The sequence below is a fragment of the Faecalibacterium sp. OM04-11BH genome (assembly GCF_003482185.1).
GTDB lineage: Bacteria > Bacillota > Clostridia > Oscillospirales > Ruminococcaceae > Faecalibacterium > Faecalibacterium tardum.
The window spans coordinates 244,354-269,819 of the sequence record NZ_QULS01000003.1; the positions used below are offsets into that span (position 1 = coordinate 244,354).

Here is a 25,466-nt window from a genome sequence, read left to right on the forward strand (position 1 = left end):
GTGAAAAAGGGGTTCTGAAAAGCCCGCAGGCTTTTCAGAACCCCAAATTTCAAATATTCTTCCGCTAAACATGGCTAGAGCGCAGCGGAAGCCATTCTAAATCGTCCCGTCTGCCCGGCAGCCTTTACTTTTTCTCCCGCAGCTGTTCCAGATAGCCATCGGCCTTGATGGCCTCCGGGGTGAAGGAGTTATTCTTCCACCAGTTCACAAGGGCGGCGGTCACGGTCAGGCCGGTGGTCACCAGCTGCTCCACGGTGGCGCTCTCGATGGGCAGCATGGGCTTGCCGCAGGCGCTCAGCACCTGGTTGGTCAGTGCCAGCGCCAGCACAGCCGTGCGCGCCAGGGTGGCGGCAGAAATTTTGCAATGGGTATCGTTCATAGGTTCAGTTCCTCTCTTTCTCTAAATCTGCGATGCGGTGGTTGGCCACCTTCATCTGTTCTTCTAAAATGGGTACGCGGCGGGCAAAGTTGTTATGCTCCCGCACCTCCCGGGTCAGTTCCTCCAGCTTTGTGTCGGTCACCGCTTGGCTTTTTCCGTTGGCGATCAGCACGCCGATCAGGGTCACCGCACCTGCGATGATGGCTGAGATGATGCTTGTCATTGCGCTCACCCCCTCCATCTGCTCTTTGTCGCCCGGGTGTCCACGTGTACCCAGCCGGTGGCTCTGCCCGCCTTCACCGGGTAGCGTCCCACGCCGCCCCAGTCCGGCATCAGGCTTTCGGCGTAGGCGGCTACGTCCTCCACGCTTACTCCCTGCACCCGGATGTCTGCCGCCCGGCCCAGCAGGTGCTGGCTGCTCTTGGCACCGCCCACGGCCGCGTTGTGCGCCGCCGTCCGGTAGCCGCTGGTGATCACCACCGCCTTGCCGAAGTGCTCCCGGATGCATTGCAGCACCACGGTCAGCGCCTCGTCCACCATAACGGTGTCGCTGCCGTCCCGGCAGCGCAGCTCCCGCACCTTAAAGTCCGGTGCAAGCAACTTTGCCCCGTCCTTGGCAAGGCTGTACTTTCGGATCATCTCTCTGCCTCCTTTCCGCATCACAGTCCCCGCATCCAGTTCTCAATGATGGTGCTGCGGTACTCATGCGCCCGCAGACCCGGATGGCCGTTGTAGAGGGCAAGTTGAAAGGCATCGTTGCGCAGCTGCTTTGCCGTAGGGCTGGCGTCCGCGCGTCCTGCGCTGTGTGCGGTCAGCAGCAGCGGGTGCTGCTCGTCGTTCAGGTCCAGTACCGGTACACCCCAGTAGGCACAGATCTCCTTCACCGTTGTCCGGTAGGCTGCACTCATCCATCCGTCCGCAAGGATCACGCCCAGCTTCGCGTAGGGGATGTTCTTCATCAGATACTCAAAAACGATATTGTACGCGCCCCACACCGTTGTGTTGGTGGTATCTGTTTTAGTGCCGACAATGGCGGTCGGGTCAAAGCCCTGTGCCGTGTCCGGCTCGCACTCGTTCAGACCGAACATCAGGGTGATGTAGTCCGCATCCTTCGGTACGGCCTTGTACCGCTCCACCGAGAACGGCGAAAGCCGCCCGGTGATATTGGTGAACACAGAGCCGCTCACAGCCTCGTTCACCAGCGTCATGTCGTTGCGCTTCGCGATCCACCACGGGTATGTTTTCCATGCTTTCAGCTTCTGGTCGTAAAAATCCGAGTTCATGCCGGTGTTGCCGGCAGCATCCGTGTAGCCGGTCGCGTCGCCTGCGGTAAAGCTGTCTCCGCAGGCCACATATTTCTTCCCGTACAGCACGTTGCCGCTTGCTGTACCGAGGGGATCACCATGTACATCATAGATCATACCGTGCCCTCCTGAATGAACTTGTTGATCTTCGTATCGCTCAGCAGTCCTTTGTACACCTTACACTGGTACAGTGTGCCGTCCCAGCAGCGGGTCATCTCGCCGCCATTCGTGCCCGGAGCACCACCGATCAGCAGGCTCTCCGGCACATCCGTAAGGGTATGTTTGGTTACCTTCCAGCCACTCAGCGTGCAGTGGGTGCTGCCGCCGCGATACTTCTGGCCGTCCAGCTGGATCACGTACCGTGTGCGGGTCTTGAGGTGCGCAACACTGTCCGATAGCGTCACATCGCAATAGTCGTAATAAGCAATACTGGTGGTGCCGTTGTTGGGGTTCAGATTGATGTTGATACCCGGCAGATTGAAGTTATCGCCGGTCTCGGTCATGCAGTGCACAAACACGATCCATGCTTTGTCGTTAAAGCTGTCGCTGGCCTTTGCATCCAGCAAAATGGTGTACTGCGGTGTCTCAGTGCCCGCGTGCTCCAGCATCTTTACACCGGTATCAATGCCCTTTGTCAGTGCCGTTTCACCGGGCAGGTCGTAGAGCAGCTGCGCCGTCTCCACCTCTGCCACCGTCACCGTACAGCTTGCACTCTTGCCGCCTGCGGTGGCAGTCACGGTGCAGCTGCCCGCTTTGATGCCCGTCACCACGCCGTTTGCCACCGTGACAAACCCGGCAGGTGCAACGCGCCACACCACTACATGGCTGGTGGCGTTTGCGGGCAGCACGGTAGCCGTCAGGGTCTTGCTTTCGCCCTCGTTCAGGGTCAGGGCGCTGCTGCTCAGGCTCACGCTCTGCACCGGAATATCCTGTGCACTTCTGCCCCACTCTACACGCAAGGCGTTCAGGGTATCTTGTGCATCGCTGGTTTTGTAGGCTGCATTCTCAAACAGGTTCAGCAGCAGCTCTTTCGCAGTTTCACTCACTCCCTCGCCCGGGTCGCCCTTATCGCCCTTTACCCCTGCGGCTGCCGCAATGCCCGCTTCCATGTGGTTCAGGTGGGCAGCCGTCAGAGTCTGGCCGTCCACAAAATTCTGTTTTACGTAGCTCATATTAACTCCTTCCAAGGATCATTCTGCCCAGCACTGCAAGGCTCAGCCGGGCAGTCGTCTTGTTTTCCGGCTTTTCCGGCTGCGTGATGCTCCACAGCGCCGCCAAGCGGTCATAGGCGGCCATGGCTGCATCATTGCCCGCCGCCAGAAGCCGCAGGATCGCCAGCAGTTCCCGCTTTTCCGCGGTGGTAATGCCGCCGGTTCCCAGCAGCCCTACCAGCGCCTCCCACGCCGGGGTGTCCGGTGCAGGCATCGCGCCCTCTGCCGTGCCGCTGTTGGCACATACTTTGCACCGCACATCGGCGCTTGTCACAGTACGGCTGCCGTCCGTACCCTCAAAGGTGATGCAGCCCACTCCGGGCATTGCCGTTACCGCCGCCGGAACGGTCAGCACACCGTTTTCCACCAGCGTGGCCGCGCTTGCGCCGGGGGTGTGCCAGTGGGCGCATACGGTCAGCCCCTTCCACTCGCCCCGCTGCTCAATGCGCAGCCGATAGTTGCCCCGGTTGCCCGCGTAGCCCAGCAGCAGCTGCCCGCCGGGCACTGCTGCCGCGCCGTTGCGCTCCAGCCGGATGGTCATCTCATTCATGCTGCACCCCACCCTTACACATACTGGTAACCCTCTACGTTAAAGGGGTACTCAAAGCTGAGGCTCGAGTCCGTTCTCACAACGCCGATACTCAGCACGCCGCTGGCTGCAAAGCTCATCCGCACAGGCGCTGCACCGCTACACTTCACGCCGTTGCTGAAGTCATAGCTTACACCGCCCACCATGGCCACCGCCGTGCCGCCCCGCACAATGCGGGTGCTGCCGTACTCCGCAGCAGCGGCGACCGGGGTCGTGCTGTTTTCTGCCGTGGGTGCCACCATCCGCACCACAATGTAATCCACCGTCTCCGGCACGGTCAGGCTCGTTGCGGCCTTGCCCGCAGTGCCCGCACCGGTGTATACCAGCTTTCCGTCCATGTCCATCATCCTTTCCAGTCGTTTCAGTTTTTCGGCCAGACTAAAACCCAGCACTGTGTCAAGGTTTTCCGCTGTCACTTCCAGCGTGCCGTCCGCGCTCACGGTTAACCCCCGCCCGGGCTTTACGCCGCCCAGCACGGCTGCGGTGGCACACGGCAGTGTGTAGCCCGTGCTGAATTTCCGGTCTGCCTCCGCCTTAGAATAAAACCGGTCATCTGCACCCAGCTGCAACAGTGCTGCCGTCTTTTCCTGCGCCGACCAGCTTGCTGCCCCGGCGGCACTGGTCAGCGCCTTTTTTACACCGTAGGGCAGCAGCGCCGGGGTCAGGGGCGCGTAGGCCTCGGTCATGCGGTCCAGCTGTGCCGCCGTGGCGGGCACGGTAGTCAGGGTGGCATCTGCCCGCACCGCAACACCGTACTGCCCGTCTGCCCGCACCGCGCCGGGCGTTGCCGCCGTGGGCACGGTCTCGCTGCGCACATAGGGGCGCAGGTTCGGCAGCGGGGTGGTGTCGGTCTGTACCGCGCCGGTGGCGGTATCCACACTGAGGATGCGCACCACCTCGCCGGGCAAAGGCTGCGCCGGGAGCGGCACCGCTTCCACATCCTGTGCGTCCAAATGCACCGCGCCGCCCTTGCTGTTCACGCTCAGCACGGTGCCGTCCTTGGGCGCGTAGCTCTCGGCACGCAGCGCGGCGTCCTCCGCCCGCTTTGCGCAGGCATCGGCATCGGTGCGGTCGGCCAGAATTTTGTCCGCCGCCTTTTGCGCCAGCGCCGCCTGTACGGCGGTGTCTGCTGCGCCGTTCTCGGCGCGGCGGGCGCTCTCCGCTGCGGCGCGGGCACTTTCCAGCACGCGGGCCACGAACTGCTCGTACACCGAGGGCGGCAGCTCCTCGCTGCCGCCGTCCGTAGGCAGGGTGGCGTACACATCGTAGCTGCCGGGGCGGGTGTAGGCGGTGTAGCCGCCGCTGCCCATGGCGGCCAGCATCCACTGTCCCCGCACGCTGCCGGTCAGGCGGCGGTCCACCGTCACGCTGCCGTCGGTGTCCAGCGGAATAGCCGCCAGCTGCACCCCATCGCTGCGGCGCAGGTACAGCGCCATGGTGCACCCCGCCCACGCTGCGGGCAGGATGAACTGCAGCCGGTCCACCCCCTCGGCGTTCTGTGCGCCAAGGTGCAGCCGGTGCGGCTGGGGCACAAATTCGGTGCCGCCGCACTGCTGCTTGAGGATCTCGATCTCCATGCAAAACCTCCTTTTCTGTTTGCTGTCCCGATTGTACCGCTGGAGGTGCAAAACTATCCAGAGTGTACAGAAAATGTGAAATTTTCTGCTCTTCGGCATTTTGCTAAACGGGGTTTTTGCACCGCAAATACAGGCCGTTTTCCCCTGCCGGAAGCGGGTAATTCCCTTGCAGGTTTTCTATGCAAAACCCGCGATGTGGGGCAGCTTGTTTTGAGCGCAGCGGCCGCCGCTGCGGCCTTATTTGCAGGGAAAGAAGCCGGCACAAATGTTAAAAATTCATGAACAAATCACACGCAGAAAAAAGGAAAAAATCAGATGGAAACTACCTAAAAACCAAAATATCAAAGAAAACACTGTGGAAATTGCACAAAAAACAATGTTACAAATCTAACAAAGCACATGACGCAAATTTGACAGATGCTTTACGGTCTGGTAAAATAACGTTTGTGCAACGAACGTTGCAGCGTTTAAATTCTATCTGGATGAAGTAAAAAGCCGTCCTGCGTACGGCACGGCACGGGCAGATGCGGCCCGTGCTTGGGCAGTTTTGTGGTCTGCCCGAAGCGGATTCCAACCTGTAATACGATGCTCCGCTTTTTACCCAAAGAGAGCATCGTATTTGACTGTGCGGCGCTTATATCCCCAGCCGCCGCAGTCCGGGCGGCCGGGGGTGCTGATGCACTGCCCGCAGCCGCGCAAAATACGACAAAGAGAGGAGTTGTCTCGTATCGCTTCCGTTAAATTGAAGAAAGCAGTTACTGCCGCAAAGCAGGCAGTATCTCCCCGTGTGCTGGCATTTTGTGTCATGGTGGTATGCCTTGTGGCTACCCTTGGCGTCACCGCTGCAAATCTGCGGCTGACCTACGTCACCGACTCCAATGGTGCACGGCAGGTCCTTGTGACCGATGCCGATGCTTCTCCCGCACAGGTCATGCACCTTTCCGGCATCCGCTCTGAAGAGGGCGATGAGGTCTACTACACCGCGTTCAGCGGCAATCTTGCCTCCCTGAACATCGAGCGTGCATTCTCCGTCAGCATCACCGCCGACGGGCAGGAGTACCCGGTCAAACTGGTGTTCGGCACCGTAGCCGATGCACTGGAGCGCGCCGGTATCACCCTTGAAGGGGACGACTACACCGAGCCGGCGCTGGATCATGTTGTGACCGCCGGCAGCAAGATCGTGGTCCATCGCGTGGACTACGCTGAGCGTGTGGAGACCCAGGCCATCCCCTACGACACCCAGTATGTCTACACCAGCCTGTACTTCCGCAATACCGGTCGCACCACCACCCTGCAGCACGGCGCAGCCGGTCAGCAGACCGTGACCACCCGTGACCGCTATGTGGACGGCGAGCTGGAGAACAGCACCGTTGTGGATACCACCACCACGGTGGAGCCCACCGACCACGTCATCAAGACCTACGGCGCAGGCGCGCCGGTGTCCCCCCTGACCGGTGCGGACGGCACCACCAACGCCCCCACCTCTTATAGCAAGGTGCTTACCGGCAAGGCCACCGGCTACTATTCCCGCACCGGCAAGGGTTCTTCCGGTCTGGGTCTGGGCTACGGCACCGTGGCTGTGGACCCGGATGTGATCCCCTACGGCACCAAGCTCTACATCACCTCCACCGACGGCAAGTTCGTCTACGGCTACGCCGTAGCCACCGATACCGGCATCGCCGTCCAGAAGGGGCAGATCCTTGTAGACCTGTTCTACGAGACCTACGCCGAAAGCGTTATCAACGGCGCCATTCAGGTCAACGTCTACGTTGTGGGCTGAGCTGTAAACAAAACACAATAACCACGCAAAGAGACCGCTGTACAAACTGTGCAGCGGTCTCTTTTGATGTTAATCAGAATACTATTTTTATTTCGGGATCGGGGAAAGTCTGCGGGCTTTCCCCGATCCCTTTCCCGTTTTCGCAACGCTTTCGCTGAAACCATTTGGCAAATGAGCAGTTTACACGATGTCGAGCTGCAAATTTTGGATGGTATGCCCACAACATACAGAGAAGTCCAGAAAATTTGTGGTAATTGTATTTGAATTTTGGACAAAAAGTCTTGCAAATCTGGTCAAAACCTTTTAATATAAAAGAGTACAAAGCTGTGGAAGCCGCTTTCGGCTTCCACACGGGGAGGAGCAGTCTATGAAACCGACCGAAGAAAAGATTCAGAGCAATACATCGGATCTGCCGGTGTACCTGTTCAAGCAGGGCAATAACTGCGAGGCTTATCGCTACTTCGGCGCACATCTGGAAACGCGGGTCGGGGAGTCCGGCGTCGTGTTCCGTGTATGGGCACCGCACGCCGCAGCCATCAGTGTGGTAGGCGACTTCAACAGCTGGAAGCCCGGCAGCCATCCCATGCGCAAGGTTGATGGCGATTCCGTGTGGGAATTGTTCATTCCCGGCATGAAGGAATACGATGTTTATAAATATTGCGTGACCACCCGCGCAGGCGACCTTGTCTACAAGGCCGATCCTTACGCCTTCCACGCCGAGACCCGGCCGTCCAACGGCAGCAAGGTCTATGATCTGTCCGGCTTTGCATGGCACGACGCCGCATGGCAGACCGCGCAGAAAAAGGCGGACGTGATCAACGGCCCGATGAATATCTACGAGATGCACGCCGGAAGCTGGAAGCAGAAGGAGGGCGGCAAGCCCTACAACTATTCCGAGCTGGCGGACGAGCTGATCCCGTACATCAAGGATATGGGCTATACCCATGTAGAGCTGCTGCCGGTGATGGAATATCCGTTTGACGGCAGCTGGGGCTATCAGGTCACCGGCTATTTTGCACCCACCAGCCGCTACGGCACCCCCAAGGACTTTATGGCCTTCGTGGATAAGATGCACGCCGCAGGCATTGGCGTCATCATGGACTGGGTGCCCGCCCACTTCCCCAAAGACCAGTTCGGCCTGTACAATTTTGACGGCGAGGCCTGCTACGAGGACCCCAACCCCAAGCGCGGCGAGCACAAGGAGTGGGGCACCATGGTGTTCGATTTTGGCCGCAACGAGGTGCAGAGCTTCCTCATTTCCAGCGCACTGTACTGGCTGGAGCAGTACCACATCGACGGTCTGCGGGTGGACGCCGTGGCCTCCATGCTGTATCTGGACTACAACCGCAAGCAGGGCGAATGGGAGCCCAATAAGGACGGCGGCAAGGAGAACCTTGAAGCGATCGCTTTCCTGCGCAAGCTGAACAACACCGTGCTAGGCCGTCACCCCCACAAGTACATGATCGCCGAGGAGTCCACCGCGTGGCCCATGGTCACAAAGCCCGCTTCGGACGGCGGTTTAGGCTTCAACTTCAAGTGGAACATGGGCTGGATGAACGATATGCTCAGCTACATGAAGACCGACCCGCTGTTCCGCTCCGGCAACCACAACAAGGTGACTTTCAGCTTCTTCTACGCTTTCAGTGAGAACTTTGTGCTGCCCATCAGCCACGATGAGGTCGTGCACGGCAAGGGCAGCCTGCTGAACAAGATGCCCGGCGAGTATGACGACAAGTTTGCCAATCTGCGCACCTTCTTCGGCTATATGATGGCACACCCCGGCAAGAAGCTGCTGTTCATGGGACAGGAGTTCGGTCAGTTTGCCGAGTGGAACGAGACAAAGCAGCTGGACTGGATGCTGCTGGATTACGACAAGCACGCCGAGCTACAGAACTACGTCCGCACCCTGAACGCCTTCTATAAAGAGCACCCTGCCCTCTGGCAGATCGATTACAGCTGGGAGGGCTTCCAGTGGATCGTGCCGGACGACTCGCAGCAGAGCGTCATCGCCTTCCTGCGCAAGGACGCCGCCGGTAAGCAGATCCTTGTCATCTGCAACTTCAACCCCGTCCTGCGTGAGGGCTACACCCTCGGTGCACCGGTGTCCGGCACCTATAAAGAGATCCTGAACAGTGACGATGCCGCTTTCGGCGGCTCCGGCACCGTGCACAACAAGCCGGTGCGTACCCACAAAAAGCCGCAGCACGGCTTTGAGCAGAGCATCACCGTCACCCTGCCGCCCATGAGCACCCTGTACTTTGAGGTGCCCACAAAGCGCACCCGCAAGGCAGCAGAGGACAGCACGGACAAACCGGCAAAAAAGACCGCCAAAAAATCCACCGTCAAGGGCGCCGTGGAAAAGGCGGTAAAAAAGACGACCCGCAAGGCCAAGGCCGAGCCGGACGCCGACAAGCCGGTAAAAAAGACCCGCACCACCAAGGCCAAGGCCGCCGAAACGGCGGATGAAAAACCGGAAAAAGCAAAAAAGGCCGCTGCCAAGTCCAAGGCCGCAGCGGACAAGCCGGTAAAGAAAACCGCCGCCAAGGCAAAGACCGCGGCAAAAGCAAAACCTGAGACCGAAGCAGAAACCAAACCCGCAAAGCGCACCCGCAAAGCAAAAGCACCCAAGGAGTAAGGATGCCCACACGGATGCACGCACGAACATTCTGATCTGTTGACTATCATTTCCAAAAAGGAAATGCTAAAGGGGAGAATAAAGCTATGGCAAAAGAAATCGTGGCAATGATCCTTGCCGGTGGACGTGGCTCGCGCTTATACGCGCTGACACAAAAGACGGCAAAACCTGCGGTGTCCTTCGGCGGTAAGTACCGCATCGTGGACTTCCCGCTGTCCAACTGCGTCAACTCCGATATCGACACCGTTGGTATCGCAACGCAGTACCAGCCCCAGAAGCTGAACGAGTACATCGGTAACGGTCAGCCCTGGGATCTGGACCGTCTGCACGGCGGTGTGCACACCCTGCCCCCTTACGAGCAGGCAAACGGCACCGACTGGTACAAGGGCACTGCAAACGCCATCTATCAGAACATCGGCTTCATCGACAGCTATGATCCCGAGTACGTCATCATCCTGTCCGGCGACCAGATCTGCAAGCAGGACTACGCCGACTTCCTGCGCTTCCACAAGGAAAAGGGCGCAGAGTTCTCTGTGGCCGTCATGGAAGTGGACTGGAAGGAAGCTTCCCGCTTCGGCCTGATGGTGGCGGACGAGACCGACCGCATCACCGAGTTCCAGGAGAAGCCCCCGGTGCCCAAGTCCAATCTGGCATCCATGGGCATCTACATCTTCAACTGGGATGTGCTTAAGAAGTATCTGATCGAGGACGAGGCTGACCCCAACTCCAAGAACGACTTCGGCATGAACATCATCCCCGCCCTGCTGCGTGACGGCCGCAAGATGTACGCTTACCGCTTTGCCGGTTACTGGCGCGACGTGGGCACCATCGACAGCCTGTGGGAAGCCAACATGGAAGTGCTGGACCCCGAAAACTCCGGCATTGATATCTTTGATAAGACTTGGAAAATTTACAGCCGCAACCCCGTGCTGCCCGCCCAGAAGATCGGCGAGCGCGCCGTTGTACAGGACTCCCTCATCACCGAGGGCTGCAAGATCTACGGCAACGTCAAGCACTCTGTCCTGAGCGCAGGCGTCGTTGTGGAAGAGGGCGCTACCGTTGAGGACGCCGTGCTGATGGACGGTGTCGTGGTCAAGGCAGGTGCCGTGGTCAAGCGCTGCATCCTTGCTGAGGACGTTGTTGTGGGCGCAGGTGCAAAGGTCGGCGGCGAGGGCGCTATTGCCCACGTTGGCACCGGTCTGACCATCGGCGCAGGCGCTACCGTCAAGGAGGGCGCAAAAGTGTTTGAATCCGTCAAGGAGGGTGTGGAAGTATGCTGAGACAGAACACCAATGCGTTGGGTATCATTTTCCCCAACAGCTATGACAATACCGTTCCCGAGCTGGTGACCGAGCGCGCAATGGCCTCGATCCCCTTTGCGGGCCGTTACCGCATGGTAGACTTTGTGCTGTCCAGCATGGCCAACTGCGGCATTTCCAACGTTTCCATCGTGGTGCGTAAAAACTACCACTCCCTGATGGATCATCTGGGCACCGGCCGCGAGTGGGATATGGCACGCCGTCACGGCGGCCTGAACATCGTGCCTCCCTTTGCAGAAAAGGGCGTGCGCATCTACTCCGGCCGTGTGGAGGCGCTGGGCTCCATTCTGAGCTTCCTCGAGCACCAGAAGGAGAAGTATGTGGTCATGAGCGATGCCAACATCGCCGTCAACTACGACTTCAACGCCCTGCTGGCTGCTCATCAGGCCAGCGGTGCCGACGTGACTGTGGCCTATCAAAAGACCGAGATCCCCGAGGGCCGCAAGAACGACAACTACACCCTGACCATTGATGCCGATGGCCGCGTGACCGAGCTGCTGTTCAACGACTACCGCTCCGGCGTGCAGAATCTGGATCTGAACATCTATGTGCTGGAGCGCGAGACCCTGATCAAGCTGGTCAAGGACGCTACCGCCCGCGGCCTGATCTATTTCGAGCGCGACATTCTGGCGCACAACGTCAACATTCTGAACATCCATGCTTTGGAGTACACCGGCTATGTGGCTCATATCTGCGACATGAAGAGCTACTTTGACGAGAACCTGAAGCTGATCGATGACCGCAATCTGGAAGCGCTGTTCCCCAAGGGCAGCCCCATCTACACCAAGATCCGCGATGATAACCCCACCCGTTACGTCACCGGCTCCAAGGTCTCGGATTCCATTCTGGCCGATGGCTGCGTCATCGAGGGCACCGTGGAGAACTGCGTGCTCTTCCGCGGCGTCAAGGTCAAGAAGGGTGCTGTGGTCAAGAACTGTGTCCTGATGCAGGATACCGTGGTCGAGCCCAACGTGGAGCTGGACTGCGTTGTCACCGACAAGAACGTGAAGATCACCGCCGGCAAAAAGCTGTCCGGCACCGAGAGCTTCCCGGTCTACGTCCAGAAGAACCACACCGTCTGATCGATGCAATATCCATAGGGGCGGCTTCCTCCCCGGTAGCCCCTCTTGAGAGGGGCGGGGGCACCTGTGTGCCCCCGCCTGCTCTTTTGTATGCAAGGTTCGCGCCGCTTTTCATGGCGGCGGGGAGCGCGAACATCTGCCTGTATCATGGAAGGAGCGAATCCTATGAAGATCCTGTATGCTGCTTCGGAAGCCAATCCCTTTGCCAAATCCGGCGGTCTGGCCGATGTGGCAGGTGCCCTGCCCAAAGCGCTGGTCAAGGACGGCGTGGACGCCCGCGTCATCATGCCCCTGTACGGCGATTTGAAGTACCGCGATAAGCTGGAATACGTTACCAACTACTCCGTGCCTGTGGGCTGGCGCAGCCAGTACTGCGGCCTGTTCAAGGCCGATGTGGACGGCGTGACCTACTACTTCCTGGACAACGAATATTACTTCAAGCGCCGTGGTCTGTACGGCTTCTACGATGACGGCGAGCGCTTCGCCTTCTTCTCCCGCGCCGTACTGGAGACTTTGTTCTACATCGACTTCACCCCCGATATCATCAACTGCAACGACTGGCAGACCGCTCTGGTGCCGGTGTACCTGAACCTGTACTATCGTCATCTGGACAAATTCAACCGCATCAAGACCGTGTTCACCATCCACAACATTGCCTATCAGGGCAAGTATGGCACCGATATTCTGGAGGACACCTGCGGCATCGGCCACCGGGACCAGCATATCGTGGAGTACGACGGCTGCGCCAACTTCATGAAGGGCGCCTTCGAGACCGCCGACAAGATCACCACCGTCAGCCCCACCTACGCACAGGAGATTTTGGATCCGTGGTTCAGCTACGGTCTGGACGCTCTGCTGCGTGAGAAGCAGTACAAGCTGTGCGGCATCCTGAACGGCATCGATATGGACGCCAACGACCCCGCCACCGACAAGAACATCCCCTTCAATTACAGCATCAAGACCTTTGAGACCGGCAAGGCCAAGTGCAAGGAAGCTTTGCAGGACAGGTTTGGTCTGAACAAAGACGGCAGCCCCGTCTTTGGCATGGTCAGCCGCATGGTTGGCATGAAGGGCTTTGACCTTGTGCAGAGCATCGCTGACGGTCTGGTGGACCGCGGCATCCAGCTGGTCATTCTGGGCAGCGGCGAGAGCCAGTACGAGAGCTTCTTCTCTGACCTGTGCGGCCGTCACCCGGGCCGCGTAGGCACCTACATCGGCTTTGAGCCCAAGCTCTCGCAGGAGATCTACGCCGGTGCCGACGCTTTCATCATGCCCTCCAAGAGCGAGCCCTGCGGTCTGGCACAGATGGTGGCCTGCCGCTACGGCACACCTCCCATCGTCCGCGAGACCGGCGGCCTGCGCGACTCCATCCACGACAGCACCATGGGTGACGGCAACGGCTTTACCTTTGCCGGTTACAACGCCCACGAGCTGTATGTGGCCTGCTGCAACGCACAGGATGCCTACAACAACAAGGAAAACTGGAAGAACCTCGTGCGTCACTGCATGGAGTGCGATTTCAGCTGGGACGTTTCCGCCAAGAGCTACGAGGGTCTGTACAACGAGACCGCAAACCTCTGGTAAGCGCCTGAATCCCAAAGCACCCGCCGGGGCTGCCGCACAAACGTGCGGCAGCCCCTTTTTTGCTTCTTTTTCCGCTTTTTTACATTCTGCACAAACTTTTCCGCAAAGTTTGTGCAATGATGTTTCCGCAGGCGTACAATGTGTGCTATCGGCGCACACCCGTGAAATCAGTCTGAACAAACTATGAAATTTCACTATATTTCGGTGGAGAATTGATTGCAATATCCAACGTTTTGAAGTATACTGAGGGCATAGATTTTTTGCTGCCTGTCCATCTCTGGCAATACTTCCAGATACTGGAACACAGGCAGCACCCGCAGAAAGGAGCGGCGCAGGACTTGAAAGGCTGGTATAAAGCTTTAGAGGATCTGGTCTGGCTGACCCAGCTGGGGCTGAATATGCTGCTGCCGCTGGTGCTCTGCCTTGCCGGGTGCTGGTGGGCTGTGGAACACTGGGGCTGGCCGGAATGGCTGTTTTTGCCCGCTGTGGGGCTGGGGCTTGCCGCCGGGGCGCAGAACTTCTGGGTGTTCTGCAAGGAACGGCTGGAGCGCTCCAAACACGAAAAAAATCATCGGGTGGGCTTTAACTCCCACCAGTAATGGAGGTCCGTTTTTATGAAATTGCAGCCGGAATCCAAAAAGGAGCTGCTGCGCATCGCCTGCGGCGTGTCCTTATGCACCGCCGTGATGTGGGTGGTGTTTGCAGCGCTGCATCTGGTGGGCTGGGTGGTCTTTGACTACCGGGTGCTGCTGGGCGGCATCATCGGCGCGCTGGTGGCTATCGGCAACTTTGCCGGCATCTGCTTTGTGGTGCAGAAGGTCATTGACGAGCCGGACGAAAAAAAGCGTAAAGCACAGCTGCAGATATCCTATAATACAAGGATGCTGCTGCAGGCGTTGTGGATCATCATAGCCATTGCGGCTCCCTGTTTCCAGGCGTTTGCAGGCGTTCTGCCGCTGCTGTTCCCCAGAGTTACGATCTATTATCTCCAGATAACCGGGAAGTACAAGCCGCTCACGCCCCCGCAGGAGCCGGTGGACATCTCTGTGGAAGATGACCCCGCCCCCGCCAAGGCGTCTGCGGTGCAGCCCCGTGACGAAGGGGGTGAACAAGAATAAATGGAACTGAACGGCGCAAAGATCCTGTATACCATCCACACCAATATCCCCCTGCTGGGTGATTTTAAAATTACCCAGACCTTGGTAAGCACTTGGATCGTCATGGCGCTGCTCTCGGGTTTTGCCATCTGGCTGGGGCACGACCTCAAGCTGGAAAATGTGTCTAAACGACAGGCCGCAGCCGAGTTCATCGTAACGCGGCTGGAGCAGTTCGTGCACGACAACATGGGCTTCCACTTCGATCAGTATATCCCTCTGGTCGGTGCTATTTTTGCACTGAGCATCGGGTGCAACCTGATCAGCGTTGTCGGCCTGTGGAGCCCCACGGCCGACCTGAACACCGAGGCGGCGTGGGCCATCGTGGTGTTTGTTCTGATCATGTATTACAAGATCAAAACGAACGGCATTCTGGCCTACCTCAAGGGTCTGCTCGATCCGATCTTTATCATGGCACCCATCAATGTGCTGTCGGAGGTCTCCACCCCTGTCAGCATGGCGTTCCGTCACTTCGGCAACATCCTATCCGGTACAGTCATCTCCACACTGCTGTACTGGGCACTGGCAAGTCTGAGCCACGTCATCTTTGGCTGGCTGCCGGGCTTCCTGAGTCAGATCCAGCTGTTCCAGATCGGCATCCCGGCCTTTACCGGTTTGTATTTCGACTGGTTCGGCGGCTGCATTCAGGCGTTCATCTTCTGTACCCTGACCACAATCTTCATCAAACGTGCTGCCGGTGAGGACTAAGGCCTTCCGGCATCCCCCAAAACACAAACACATTTTAGGAGGACAAATCTTATGACTGATTTCCAGTATCTGGCTCGTGGTATCGCTCTGGCAGGCTGCGGCATCGGCGCAGGCTGCGCACTGATCGCAGGTATCGGCCCCGGTATCGGCGAAGGCAACGCTGCTGCCGCTGCCTGTGAGGCCGTTGGCCGTCAGCCGGAGTGCAAGAGCGACGTTACCAGCACCCTGATCCTCGGCGTTGCCCTTTCCGAGACCACCGGTATCTACGGCTTTGTTACCGGCCTGCTGCTGATCTTCCTGGCTCCCGGTATGTTCATGAAGTATCTGGCATAAGCCTCCCGATCCGAAAAAATAACGAAAGGAGACGCTTATGGAACTGTATCAGGCGTTGATCACGCTGGATGGCTGGACCTTTCTGGCCCAGATCTGCAACCTGATGATCCAGCTGGTCATCTTCAAAAAGTTCCTGCTGAAGCCGATCAAACAGGTGATCGCCGACCGCAAGGCCAAGGCCGACAGCGAGATCGCAGATGCGCAGAAGCTGCGCACCGAGGCCGAGGCCATGAAGGCGGAGTACGAGCAGAACCTGCAGAACGCCCGCACCGAGGCCAACCAGATCGTGACCGCAGCGCAAAAGACCGCCACCGCCCGCTCGGAAGAGATCGTGGGCGAGGCCCGTGCACAGGCCGCTGCGCTGAAGCAGAAGGCCGAGGCCGACATTGCGCAGGAGCGTAAGAAGGCCGTGAACGAGGTCAAGGACGAGATCGGTGGCATTGCCATGGAGATCGCATCCAAGGTGGTGGAGCGCGAGATCAGCGAAAAGGACCACAAGGACCTGATCGACGAATTTATCAAAAACGTGGGTGAAGCATCATGACCGAAACTGCAAAGATGTACGGCGGCAGTCTGTACGATCTGGCGGCAGAGGAAGGGCTGGAGACCCGCATTCTGGGCGAACTTGACGAGGTGCAACAGCTTCTGAAGCAAAACCCGGACTATCTGCGGCTGCTCAGCACCCCCAGCATCCCCAAAAAGGAGCGCTGCGGCCTGCTGGACGAAGCCCTGCGCGGGCAGGTCCACCTCTATGTGCTGAACTTTTTAAAGATCCTGTGCGAGAAGGGCTCCCTGCGGGAGTTGTCCGGCTGCGCACGGGCCTACCGCATCCGCTACAATCAGGCGCACGGCATTCTGGAAGCTACGGCCATCTCGGCTGTCCCGCTGACAGAGCCGCAGCGCGCGGCGCTGCACGCCAAGCTGGAAAGCCTGACCGGCAAGACCATCGACCTTAAGACCAAGGTGGATGCCAAGGTGCTGGGCGGTATCCGGCTGGATATCGAGGGCACCGAGCTGGACGGCACCGTCCAGAACCGCCTTGCCGCCCTGCGCCGGGATATTGCGGCGGTCACTTTGTAACTTTTTCCCTGCCCTTTGCAAACGGGGCAGAGCACAGAACGAATTTCCACCCGAAATGACTATTATGAATTGAGTGGTGAACAAACAAAGATGCAACTGAAACCTGAAGAGATCTCCAAGATCATCCGTGCGCAGATCAAGCATTACGAAAATGCCATCGAGCAGAGCGAGACCGGCACGGTCATTATGGTGGGCGATGGCATCGCCCGGGCCAGCGGTCTGGAAAAGTGCATGGCAGGCGAGCTGCTCCAGTTTGACAACGGCGAATACGGTATGGCCCAGAACCTTGAGGAAAATACCGTTTCCATCGTGCTGCTGGGCTCGGATGTCGGCATCAAAGAAGGCAGCATCGTCAAGCGCACCGGCAAGGTAGTTTCCGTGCCGGTGGGCGATGCCATGATCGGCCGCGTGGTCAACGCACTGGGCCAGCCCATCGACGGCGCAGGCCCCATCGAGACCACCGAGTACCGCGCTATCGAGAGCCGCGCTCCCGGCATCATCGAGCGCCAGCCCGTCAAGGAGCCGCTGCAAACCGGTATCAAGGCCATCGACTCCATGATCCCCATCGGACGCGGTCAGCGCGAGCTGATCATCGGTGACCGCCAGACCGGCAAGACCACCATCGCTTCCGATACCATCATCAACCAGAAGGGCAAGGACGTCATCTGCATTTACGTTGCCATCGGTCAGAAGCGCTCTACCGTGGCAAACCTTGTGCAGAGCCTGACCGAAGCCGGTGCCATGGGCTACACCATCGTGGTGTCCGCTACCGCCTCCGAGCTGTCTCCCCTGCAGTATATCGCCCCCTACTCCGGCTGCGCCATGGGCGAATACTTCATGCAGCAGGGCAAGCACGTCCTCATCATCTACGATGACCTTTCCAAGCATGCGGTGGCTTACCGTGCCCTGTCGCTGCTGATCCGCCGTCCCCCGGGACGCGAGGCTTACCCCGGCGACGTTTTCTATCTGCACTCCCGTCTGCTGGAGCGCGCTGCCAAGCTTTCCAATGAGCTGGGCGGCGGCAGCCTGACGGCTCTGCCCATTATCGAGACGCAGGCGGGCGACGTTTCCGCCTACATTCCCACCAACGTCATCTCCATCACCGATGGTCAGATCTTCCTTGAGACCGAGCTGTTCCACTCCGGTGTCATGCCGGCAGTCAACCCCGGTATCTCAGTGTCCCGTGTCGGCGGCAACGCCCAGATCAAGGCCATGAAGAAGGTGGCCGGTACCCTGAAGCTGATCTACTCCCAGTACCGCGAACTGCAATCCTTTGCACAGTTCGGCTCTGATCTGGACGCCGATACCAAGGCGCGTCTGGCACAGGGCGAGCGCATCGTGGAGGTGCTCAAGCAGAACCGCTCCGCGCCCGTACCTGTGGAAAAGCAGGTCGCCATCCTGTACGCCACGATCCACGACTACCTTGTCAACGTCAAGGTGCCGGATGTGGCAGAGTACGAGAAGAGCCTGTACGAGTATCTGGACAACGATGCCGCCGGGGCTGCCGTGATGGACACCATCCGCACCACCGGCAATCTGGATAAGGACACCGAGGAGCAGCTCAAGACCGTGCTGACCCGGTATACCGAAAGCTTTGTCAAGGCGCATTAAAGGGAAGGAGGCGTAACGCATGGCTGGTTCCATGAAGGACATCAAGCTGCGCATCAAAAGCGTAGAGAGCACCATGCAGATCACCAAGGCCATGGAGCTGGTGGCTTCCTCCAAAATGCGCCGTGCCAAGGAGCGGGTCGAGCACAGCCGACCCTATTTTGAAACGCTGTACAAGACCCTGACCGAGATCGCGGCAGCGGACCCCCGGGCCCGCAACCCCTACCTGCGCCGCAGCGAGATCAAGCGCACGCTGCTGGTGGTCATTGCCGGTGACCGCGGCCTTGCCGGCGGTTACAACGCCAATGTGCTCAAACTGGCCGCGCAGGAAAGCGGCAACGTGGAGGTGCTGCCCATCGGCAAGCGCTCGGCAGAATACTTTGTCCACCACGAAGCCGAACTGTTCACGCAGGAAGTGCTGCTGGCCGCCGATATTTCAGTGGGACAGTGCTTCCAGCTGGCGCGCCAGATCACCGAAGGGTACCGCAAGGGCGAGTTTGACGCCGTAAAGCTTTGCTACACCCGGTTCGATTCCATGATGACCCAGACGGCTGTCTCCATTGAGGTGCTGCCGCTGGCCATGGAGCCCACCGAGCAGCAGAAGGCCGAGGCACGCCGCAGTCAGATCTTGTACAAACCCAGCAGCGAGGAAGTATTCAGCGCGATCATCCCGGAGTATGTGGCCGGTGTCGTCTACGGTGCTGTGTGCGAGAGCGTGGCCAGCGAGCTGGCTGCCCGCCGCACCGCCATGGACGCTGCCACCAAGAACGCCGGCGAGATGATCGACCATCTCAACCTGTATTATAACCGTGCCCGTCAGGCTGCTATCACGCAGGAGATCACCGAGATCGTGGCCGGCGCGGAGAACTAAGACTATCAAGAAGGAGTTGTAGCCTATGTCCGAAAAACATATCGGCAAGGTGATCCAGGTCATTGGCCCGGTGCTGGACATCCAGTTCAAGGATGGCGAGCTGCCGGAGCTGCTCAACGCCATTGAGATCGACAACCACGGCCAGAAGCTGGTGGTGGAGGTCGCTCAGTTGACCGGCGACAATGTAGCGCGCTGCATTGCCATGAGCAGCACCGATGGTCTGGTGCGCGGCACAGATGCCGTGGACACCGGCGAGTCCATCAAGGTGCCCGTAGGCGACCAGTGTCTGGGGCGCGTGTTCAACCTGCTGGGCGAGCCGGTGGATAACAAGCCCGCCCCCACCCCGGATGCCTACTGGCCCATCCATCGTCCCGCTCCCAGCTACGAGGAGCAGCAGTCCACCACCGAGATCCTTGAGACCGGCATCAAGGTCGTGGACCTGATCTGCCCCTACGCCAAGGGCGGTAAGATCGGCCTGTTCGGCGGCGCCGGTGTCGGCAAGACCGTTCTGATTCAGGAACTGATCTATAACATCGCCACCGAGCACAACGGTTACTCGGTATTTACCGGCGTTGGCGAGCGCACCCGTGAGGGCAACGACCTGTACGGCGAAATGACCGAGAGCGGCGTTATCAACAAGACCGCGCTGGTCTACGGCCAGATGAACGAGCCCCCGGGAGCCCGTATGCGCGTGGCACTGTCCGGCCTGACCATGGCAGAGTACTTCCGCGATGTGAAAAATCAGGACGTGCTGCTGTTCATTGATAACATCTTCCGCTTCACGCAGGCCGGTTCCGAGGTGTCCGCACTGCTGGGCCGTATGCCCTCTGCCGTTGGTTACCAGCCCACGCTGGCCACCGAGATGGGCGCCCTGCAGGAGCGCATCACCTCCACCCGCAAGGGCTCCATCACCTCGGTGCAGGCCGTCTACGTTCCCGCCGACGACCTGACCGACCCCGCCCCTGCCACCACCTTTACCCATCTGGATGCCACCACGGTTCTAAGCCGTGACATTGCATCGCAGGGCATCTACCCCGCTGTGGACCCGCTGGACTCCACCAGCCGCATCCTCAGCCCGGAGGTCGTGGGTCAGGAGCACTACGAGATCGCCCGCGCCGTCCAGAAGGTGCTGCAGCGCTACAAGGAGCTGCAGGACATCATCGCCATCATGGGCATGGACGAGCTGAGCGAGGAGGACAAGCGTACCGTCAGCCGCGCCCGCAAGGTGCAGCGCTTCCTGAGCCAGAGCTTCCATGTGGCAGAGCAGTTCACCGGTATGCCCGGCCAGTATGTGCCGCTGAAGGAGACCCTGCGGGGCTTTAAGATGATCCTGAACGGCGAGTGCGACGAGCTGCCCGAGAGCGCATTCCTGTTCGCGGGCACCATCGACGACGTGTTCGCAAAAGCGAAGAAGGGGTAAGCCATGACGACCTTTCATCTGACGGTGGTCACGCCGGACGGCTGCGCCTTTGAAGGTCAGGCCGAGCGCATCGTCTGCCGCGCCATCGATGGCGATATCGCCATTCTGGCAAAGCACGGCGACTACTGCACGGCACTGGGCATGGGCGAGGCACACATTGTAGATGCCGACGGTCAGCGCCGCCGTGCAGCCTGCATGGGCGGCCTGCTCAGCGTGCTGGACGGGGACGTGCGTCTGGTGGCTACCACTTGGGAATGGGCGGAGGACATCGATCAGGCGCGTGCGGAGGCTTCCAAGAAGCGCGCCGAGGAGATCCTTGCCCGCAAGAACCTGAACGACCGTGAGTACGAGATGGCACAGGCGCGCCTGAAACGCGCGCTGGTGCGCACCTCTGTCCGTTAAACCCTGTATGCAAAAAAGCACCCACAGCCGGATGGCTGTGGGTGCCTTTTGTTTTGTGATGGACAATTGGGAATGCGCTCCGCAGGAGAAGTTACTACCTGCCGTCAGCGTGCAGGGACGCTCCGCTGGGCCAGAGGCAGGGAGGGGTGTTCCGACTCCCCCCTCCCTACCTCTGGACTCCACCCACCCCGCAACGGGCCAAGGGCTGCACGCCCTTGACAATCCTAAAGAAGAAGTCGAAGCACAAAAAAGCTAGCGCTGCGCCAGTCGGCGCTATCGCTTTAACGCTTTTTTCGCTTCTCCATCTATAACCCCTCAGTCGCTGCGCGACAGCTCCCCCAAGGGGGAGCGAGCGCCCGCCCCCAGCGCCGCGCTTTCGCAGAAAGCGGCGCTGCAAATGCCGTTTTCCTCTACGACCCCACCTGTGGAAATGGGGTTCTGAAAAGCCCGCAGGCTTTTCAGAACCCCAAAATTAAAAATATTCTTTCCGCTGAACATGGCTAGAGCGCAGCGGAAGCCATTCTAAATCGTCTTACCCCCGGTTCGCCTTCTCGATCAGGGTGCGGATGTGGTGCGCCAGCATCTCCACGGCGGTGCTGTTCTCGCCGCCATTGGGCACAATGATGTCCGCGTTGCGCTTGCTGGGCTCTACAAAGGCTTCGTGCATCGGCTTGACCGTGGTAAGATACTGGTCGATCACGCTGTCCAAGCTGCGCCCCCGCTCCTTTACGTCCCGCAGAATGCGCCGCAGGATGCGCTCGTCCGCGTCCGTGTCCACAAAGATCTTGTAGTCGAATAGGGCGCACAGCTCCGGCTCTACAAAGGGCAGAATGCCCTCTACGATCAGCACCGGGGCAGGCTCGATGTGCTGCACTTCGTTGCTGCGGTTGTGGTTGGAGTAATCGTACACCGGGCAGTCGATGGCGCGTCCGGCCTTCAGCTCCTGTAAATGGTAGATGAGCAGGGCGTTGTCGAAGGCGTCCGGGTGGTCGTAATTCAGCTTGCAGCGCTCTTCAAAGGGCAACTCGTCGTGACGCTTGTAGTAGCTGTCGTGGGAGATCAAGCGCACCTCGTTCTCCTCAAAGCGCTCCTTCAGCCGCAGTGCAAGGGTGGTCTTGCCGCTGCCCGAGCCGCCCGCAATGCCAATGATCAGGTTGTTCATGATGCAAACTCCTTCTGTACAAAATCTGCCGGTTTCTGTGGAAAAACCGGCCGGAATGGATTATAATAGATTTGTATATATTCTGCTGCCCCGGGGCTGTTGCCGCCCGGCAGCAGCTCTTCCCTTTTATCATAGCACAAAATGTGTCGTTTGGACAGGGTTTGCAGGCCATCCTCCGACACATTCCAAAAAAAGGACGGTCAAAATGTCAAAAGAAACATTGCAGCACACCATGAGAAGCAAGGTCCGGGTATTTGAGGACGGCGGCATCCGTCTGCTCCGTAAAGGCCAGAAAGGGCTGATCCATGCCATCTTCAGCCGCTTTGGGCTGGTGCTGGTGCTGCTGGTGCTGCAATTCGGGGCGCTCTTCAGCCTGATGCGCTGGTTCAGTAACCTGCTGCCCCATTACTTGGGCGGCACCTTGCTGGTCACCGCGGTCATGATGGTCTACCTGCTCAATCAGGACATGAACAACAGCGTGCGCATTCCGTGGCTGGTGGTCACGGCGCTTGCCCCGGTACTGGGTGTGCTGCTGTTCTGCTACACCAAGGAGGATGTCGGCCACCGGATGCTCAAAAAGCGCCTGCTGGAGCTGGAGGGGCAGACCCGCAGTCAACTGCCGCAGAACAAAAAGACGGGCAAGGCGCTGGATGCCGACTGCCCCGGCGCGGCCTCTCTGGCGCAGTATCTGCGCGGACGGGGCGGCGGCTTCCCGGTGTACGAAAACACGCAGGTGACCTATTTCCCCAGCGGAGAAGCCAAGTTTGCTGCGCTGCTGCCCCAGCTGGAAAGCGCCACCCAGTACATTTTTCTGGAATACTTCATCATCGATGAGGGTCTGATGTGGGGGCGCATTCTGGAAATTCTGGCACGCAAGGCCGCGCAGGGCGTGGATGTGCGGGTAATGTATGACGGCACCTGCGAGTTCTCCACCCTGCCCCGGGACTACCCCAGACGGCTGGAGGCGTTGGGTATCCAGTGCAAGGTATTTGCGCCGGTCACACCCTTTGTTTCCACCCACTACAACTACCGCGACCACCGCAAGATCCTTGTCGTGGATGGTCGTGTGGGCTTTACCGGCGGCGTGAATCTGGCCGATGAGTACATCAACCACGTTGAAAAATACGGCCGCTGGAAGGACGCCGCGGTCATGCTGGAGGGCGAGGGTGTGCGCACCATGACCGCCCTGTTTTTGCAGATGTGGAGCATCCAGCGCGAGCCGGAGTTTGCGCAGTTTCTTACCCGGCCCCTCCCGGAAACGCAGGCCAACGGCTTTGTCATCCCCTACGGCGACTGCCCGCTGGACGGCGAGCGTGTAGGCGAGATGGTGTACATCGACCTGCTCAACCGCGCCCGGCACAGCGTACATATCATCACGCCCTACCTCATTCTGGACGGCGAGCTGGAGACCGCCCTGCGCTTTGCCGCAGAGCGCGGCGTGGATGTGCACCTGATTTTACCCGGCAAGCCGGACAAGTGGTTTGCTTATGCGCTGGCTAAGACCCATTACCTGCCGCTGCTGTCCTCCGGTGTGAAGATCAGCGAGTGGGTGCCCGGCTTCACCCACGCCAAGGTGATGATCATGGAGGGGCAGGAGGCCGTTGTGGGCACCATCAATCTGGATTACCGCAGTCTGTACCACCACTTTGAAAACGCGGTCTGGATGCGCGGTGTGGACTGTCTGCCTCGCATTGAGGCTGATTTTCAAGATACACTGGCACAGTGCCGCACGGTAGAGCCCACCCGCCAGAGCGTCTGGCAGGGCAAAAAGCTGCTGCATCTGGTGGGTATGATGCTCAAGTTCATCGCCCCGCTGATCTAAACGAAAAACGCCCCGGAAACGCTGTCAAACGTTTCCGGGGCGTTCTTTGCTTATGCTTTTGTGCCGACCAGCACTTTTTCTTTTTTCAGGGTGGAGGGCATCGCCATCAGCGGATCACCCACCACATGATGATAGACTTCCTCGTAACGATCCAGCATCACATCGTACTCAAAATTTGTATGGACGTACTCGATCTGCTGCTGCCGCATTGCGTCCGGGTACTCCTGTGCGCATTCTCGCTCCAGCGCCCGGGCAAGGTCGTCCGTATCCTCCGGTTTGAAGGCCGCGCCGTAAATGTCGGTCACGACCGTATTCTCGGGGATATCGCTCACCAGACACCGTGCACCGATAGACAGCCCCTCCAGCAAAGAAAGGGAAAGTCCCTCGGTGTGGCTGGGCAAAACGAACAGCCCGCAGTTGCTGTAAAGCTCCTTCAGCGGGTCACCCACCACATAGTCTGTCATGATGATATTGGGGTCATCCTGTGCCTGCTGCTGTACCGCTCTGCAATATTCGCTGTCATCCAGCGGGCCGACCAGTACAAGCTTTTTCCCTGTCTTGGCCTTGCGGTAGCCCTCCACCAGATCCATCGTGCCCTTTTCCGGCGAGATGCGCCCCACATACAGGATGTACTCTCCCTGCTTCAGCCCATATTTTTCCCGGATCAGATTACAGGGGCGCTTTTCATAAAAGCGAATGGCATTGGGGATCAGAATGGAGGCGCGGTCATATTTCTGCAAAAAATAGTTCCACTCCGTCTCCGAAAGCACCACCAGATCATCCGCATATTTTGCGGCGATCTTCTCTCCCAGCTTCATGTAACGGCTTGCAAAGCCGCGCCACTTGTCCACCTTCCAGTTCAAACCGTGCACCGTACATACGGTGTGCTTGCCGAATATCTTAGCGATCAGCAGCGGTACGCTGGGTCCGATGGCGTGGTAATGGATCACATCAAAGCCCCGGAACAGCGCATCAAAAGTAGCCAGAAAAGAGTAGATTGTGGCATTCAGTGCAGGCTTTTGCAGGGTAAACACCCGCCGTGCGTGAACGCCGTCCACATCGTACACATTATGGTGCTTTTCCAAGCCGCGGTTATACACGGTAACGTCATAGCCGCGTTCCACCAGACTTCTGGCCAGCCCGCCAACCATGACCTCCACACCGCCCGAGCGACTCGGAAAATCCTTGTGCCCGATCATCGCCACCTTCACCGCAACTACTTCCTTTCATTTTGTAATACATCCCCGTCAAATCCCATTTTTCATCACAATAGCATATTATTATTGTATCATAAGCATCCCTTAGCTGCAACTAATTCCTATAAAGTACTTTAACAAAACATGAATTTTCAATTATATCTTGCTTTATTTGTAGAAAATTCATCTTCTATACGTAAAAAAGCCCTGAGACTTTCATCTCAGAGCTCTTTGTTAAGTCGGCGACTAC

Annotated in this window: 25 protein-coding genes; 16 read left to right on the plus strand and 9 right to left on the minus strand. The window is 58.8% G+C overall.

Going from position 1 to position 25,466, the window contains the following annotated elements:
- Positions 1–124: 124 nt before the first annotated feature.
- From DXB44_RS04700 to DXB44_RS04730, 7 genes are read right to left on the minus strand one after another with little or no spacing between them, the layout of a single operon-like run.
- Positions 125–379: a phage holin gene (locus DXB44_RS04700; protein ID WP_118657917.1), complete on the minus strand. Its 255-nt coding sequence runs from the start codon at positions 377–379 to the stop codon at positions 125–127.
- Between the two features lie 4 nt (positions 380–383).
- Complete coding sequence (locus tag DXB44_RS04705) at positions 384–602, minus strand: hypothetical protein (protein ID WP_055186805.1); 219 nt, start codon at positions 600–602, stop codon at positions 384–386.
- A 5-nt stretch (positions 603–607) separates the two neighbouring features.
- Entirely contained in the window at positions 608–1,018 is a 411-nt protein-coding gene (locus DXB44_RS04710) for a D-Ala-D-Ala carboxypeptidase family metallohydrolase (RefSeq protein WP_118657918.1), read from the minus strand.
- Between the two features lie 20 nt (positions 1,019–1,038).
- On the minus strand, positions 1,039–1,800 hold the full coding sequence (locus tag DXB44_RS04715; protein ID WP_118657919.1) for a GDSL-type esterase/lipase family protein: 762 nt from the start codon (positions 1,798–1,800) through the stop codon (positions 1,039–1,041).
- A complete protein-coding gene (locus DXB44_RS04720; RefSeq protein WP_118657920.1) occupies positions 1,797–2,855 on the minus strand; it encodes an Ig-like domain-containing protein in 1,059 nt (352 codons plus the stop codon). Before DXB44_RS04720 ends, DXB44_RS04715 begins: the two co-directional genes overlap by 4 nt.
- A 1-nt stretch (position 2,856) precedes the next feature.
- Positions 2,857–3,444, minus strand: coding sequence for a hypothetical protein (locus tag DXB44_RS04725; RefSeq protein ID WP_118657921.1), 588 nt, complete (start codon positions 3,442–3,444; stop codon positions 2,857–2,859).
- A gap of 14 nt (positions 3,445–3,458) precedes the next feature.
- Positions 3,459–5,060 carry a hypothetical protein gene (locus DXB44_RS04730; RefSeq protein ID WP_118657922.1) on the minus strand — a complete coding sequence of 534 codons (1,602 nt, stop codon included), beginning with the start codon at positions 5,058–5,060 and terminating at the stop codon, positions 3,459–3,461.
- A 787-nt stretch (positions 5,061–5,847) separates the two neighbouring features.
- Between DXB44_RS04730 and DXB44_RS04735 the strand changes: the two genes are divergently transcribed.
- From DXB44_RS04735 to atpC, 15 genes are all read left to right on the plus strand, one after another.
- Positions 5,848–6,840: a 3D domain-containing protein gene (locus DXB44_RS04735; RefSeq protein ID WP_242958475.1), complete on the plus strand. Its 993-nt coding sequence runs from the start codon at positions 5,848–5,850 to the stop codon at positions 6,838–6,840.
- Between the two features lie 367 nt (positions 6,841–7,207).
- Complete coding sequence (gene glgB, locus DXB44_RS04740; protein ID WP_118657923.1) at positions 7,208–9,475, plus strand: 1,4-alpha-glucan branching protein GlgB; 2,268 nt, start codon at positions 7,208–7,210, stop codon at positions 9,473–9,475.
- 86 nt (positions 9,476–9,561) lie between these two features.
- The gene (locus DXB44_RS04745) at positions 9,562–10,755 is read left to right on the plus strand and encodes a glucose-1-phosphate adenylyltransferase (protein ID WP_005921531.1); all 1,194 of its coding nucleotides are present in this window, start codon (positions 9,562–9,564) and stop codon (positions 10,753–10,755) included.
- Positions 10,749–11,876, plus strand: a complete 1,128-nt coding sequence (gene glgD, locus DXB44_RS04750; RefSeq protein ID WP_118657924.1) for a glucose-1-phosphate adenylyltransferase subunit GlgD — start codon at positions 10,749–10,751, stop codon at positions 11,874–11,876. The genes DXB44_RS04745 and glgD overlap by 7 nt, the downstream gene beginning before the upstream one ends.
- 165 nt (positions 11,877–12,041) lie before the next feature.
- Entirely contained in the window at positions 12,042–13,460 is a 1,419-nt protein-coding gene (glgA, locus tag DXB44_RS04755) for a glycogen synthase GlgA (protein WP_055186788.1), read from the plus strand.
- 338 nt (positions 13,461–13,798) lie between these two features.
- On the plus strand, positions 13,799–14,059 hold the full coding sequence (locus tag DXB44_RS04760; protein ID WP_172679811.1) for an AtpZ/AtpI family protein: 261 nt from the start codon (positions 13,799–13,801) through the stop codon (positions 14,057–14,059).
- 15 nt (positions 14,060–14,074) lie between these two features.
- Positions 14,075–14,578 carry an ATP synthase subunit I gene (locus tag DXB44_RS04765; protein ID WP_112090729.1) on the plus strand — a complete coding sequence of 168 codons (504 nt, stop codon included), beginning with the start codon at positions 14,075–14,077 and terminating at the stop codon, positions 14,576–14,578.
- A complete protein-coding gene (locus DXB44_RS04770; RefSeq protein ID WP_097778429.1) occupies positions 14,579–15,322 on the plus strand; it encodes a F0F1 ATP synthase subunit A in 744 nt (247 codons plus the stop codon). It abuts the gene before it with no gap.
- A 51-nt stretch (positions 15,323–15,373) separates the two neighbouring features.
- On the plus strand, positions 15,374–15,655 hold the full coding sequence (gene atpE / locus DXB44_RS04775) for an ATP synthase F0 subunit C (protein ID WP_005921517.1): 282 nt from the start codon (positions 15,374–15,376) through the stop codon (positions 15,653–15,655).
- A gap of 37 nt (positions 15,656–15,692) precedes the next feature.
- A complete protein-coding gene (gene atpF, locus DXB44_RS04780) occupies positions 15,693–16,199 on the plus strand; it encodes a F0F1 ATP synthase subunit B (protein WP_005921515.1) in 507 nt (168 codons plus the stop codon).
- Positions 16,196–16,735 carry an ATP synthase F1 subunit delta gene (gene atpH / locus DXB44_RS04785; RefSeq protein ID WP_118657925.1) on the plus strand — a complete coding sequence of 180 codons (540 nt, stop codon included), beginning with the start codon at positions 16,196–16,198 and terminating at the stop codon, positions 16,733–16,735. Before atpF ends, atpH begins: the two co-directional genes overlap by 4 nt.
- Before the next feature lie 90 nt (positions 16,736–16,825).
- Positions 16,826–18,346 (plus strand): F0F1 ATP synthase subunit alpha, encoded by a 1,521-nt coding sequence (gene atpA / locus DXB44_RS04790; RefSeq protein ID WP_118657926.1) that lies wholly within the window; start codon positions 16,826–16,828, stop codon positions 18,344–18,346.
- 19 nt (positions 18,347–18,365) lie between these two features.
- The gene (gene atpG / locus DXB44_RS04795) at positions 18,366–19,214 is read left to right on the plus strand and encodes an ATP synthase F1 subunit gamma (protein ID WP_112090725.1); all 849 of its coding nucleotides are present in this window, start codon (positions 18,366–18,368) and stop codon (positions 19,212–19,214) included.
- A gap of 25 nt (positions 19,215–19,239) precedes the next feature.
- Positions 19,240–20,634 carry a F0F1 ATP synthase subunit beta gene (atpD, locus tag DXB44_RS04800; RefSeq protein WP_055186784.1) on the plus strand — a complete coding sequence of 465 codons (1,395 nt, stop codon included), beginning with the start codon at positions 19,240–19,242 and terminating at the stop codon, positions 20,632–20,634.
- A 3-nt stretch (positions 20,635–20,637) separates the two neighbouring features.
- A complete protein-coding gene (gene atpC, locus DXB44_RS04805) occupies positions 20,638–21,036 on the plus strand; it encodes an ATP synthase F1 subunit epsilon (protein ID WP_118657927.1) in 399 nt (132 codons plus the stop codon).
- 532 nt (positions 21,037–21,568) lie between these two features.
- Here the strand turns inward: atpC and udk are convergent.
- Positions 21,569–22,198 (minus strand): uridine kinase, encoded by a 630-nt coding sequence (gene udk / locus DXB44_RS04820; protein ID WP_118657930.1) that lies wholly within the window; start codon positions 22,196–22,198, stop codon positions 21,569–21,571.
- Positions 22,199–22,403: 205 nt separating this feature from the next.
- On the opposite strand from udk, the gene DXB44_RS04825 reads away from it, so the two are divergent.
- Positions 22,404–24,020 carry a phospholipase D-like domain-containing protein gene (locus tag DXB44_RS04825; RefSeq protein ID WP_118657931.1) on the plus strand — a complete coding sequence of 539 codons (1,617 nt, stop codon included), beginning with the start codon at positions 22,404–22,406 and terminating at the stop codon, positions 24,018–24,020.
- A 50-nt stretch (positions 24,021–24,070) separates the two neighbouring features.
- Here DXB44_RS04825 and DXB44_RS04830 read toward each other — a convergent pair whose 3' ends face one another.
- Positions 24,071–25,231, minus strand: a complete 1,161-nt coding sequence (locus tag DXB44_RS04830; protein WP_118657932.1) for a glycosyltransferase family 4 protein — start codon at positions 25,229–25,231, stop codon at positions 24,071–24,073.
- Between the last annotated feature and the right edge of the window lie 235 nt (positions 25,232–25,466).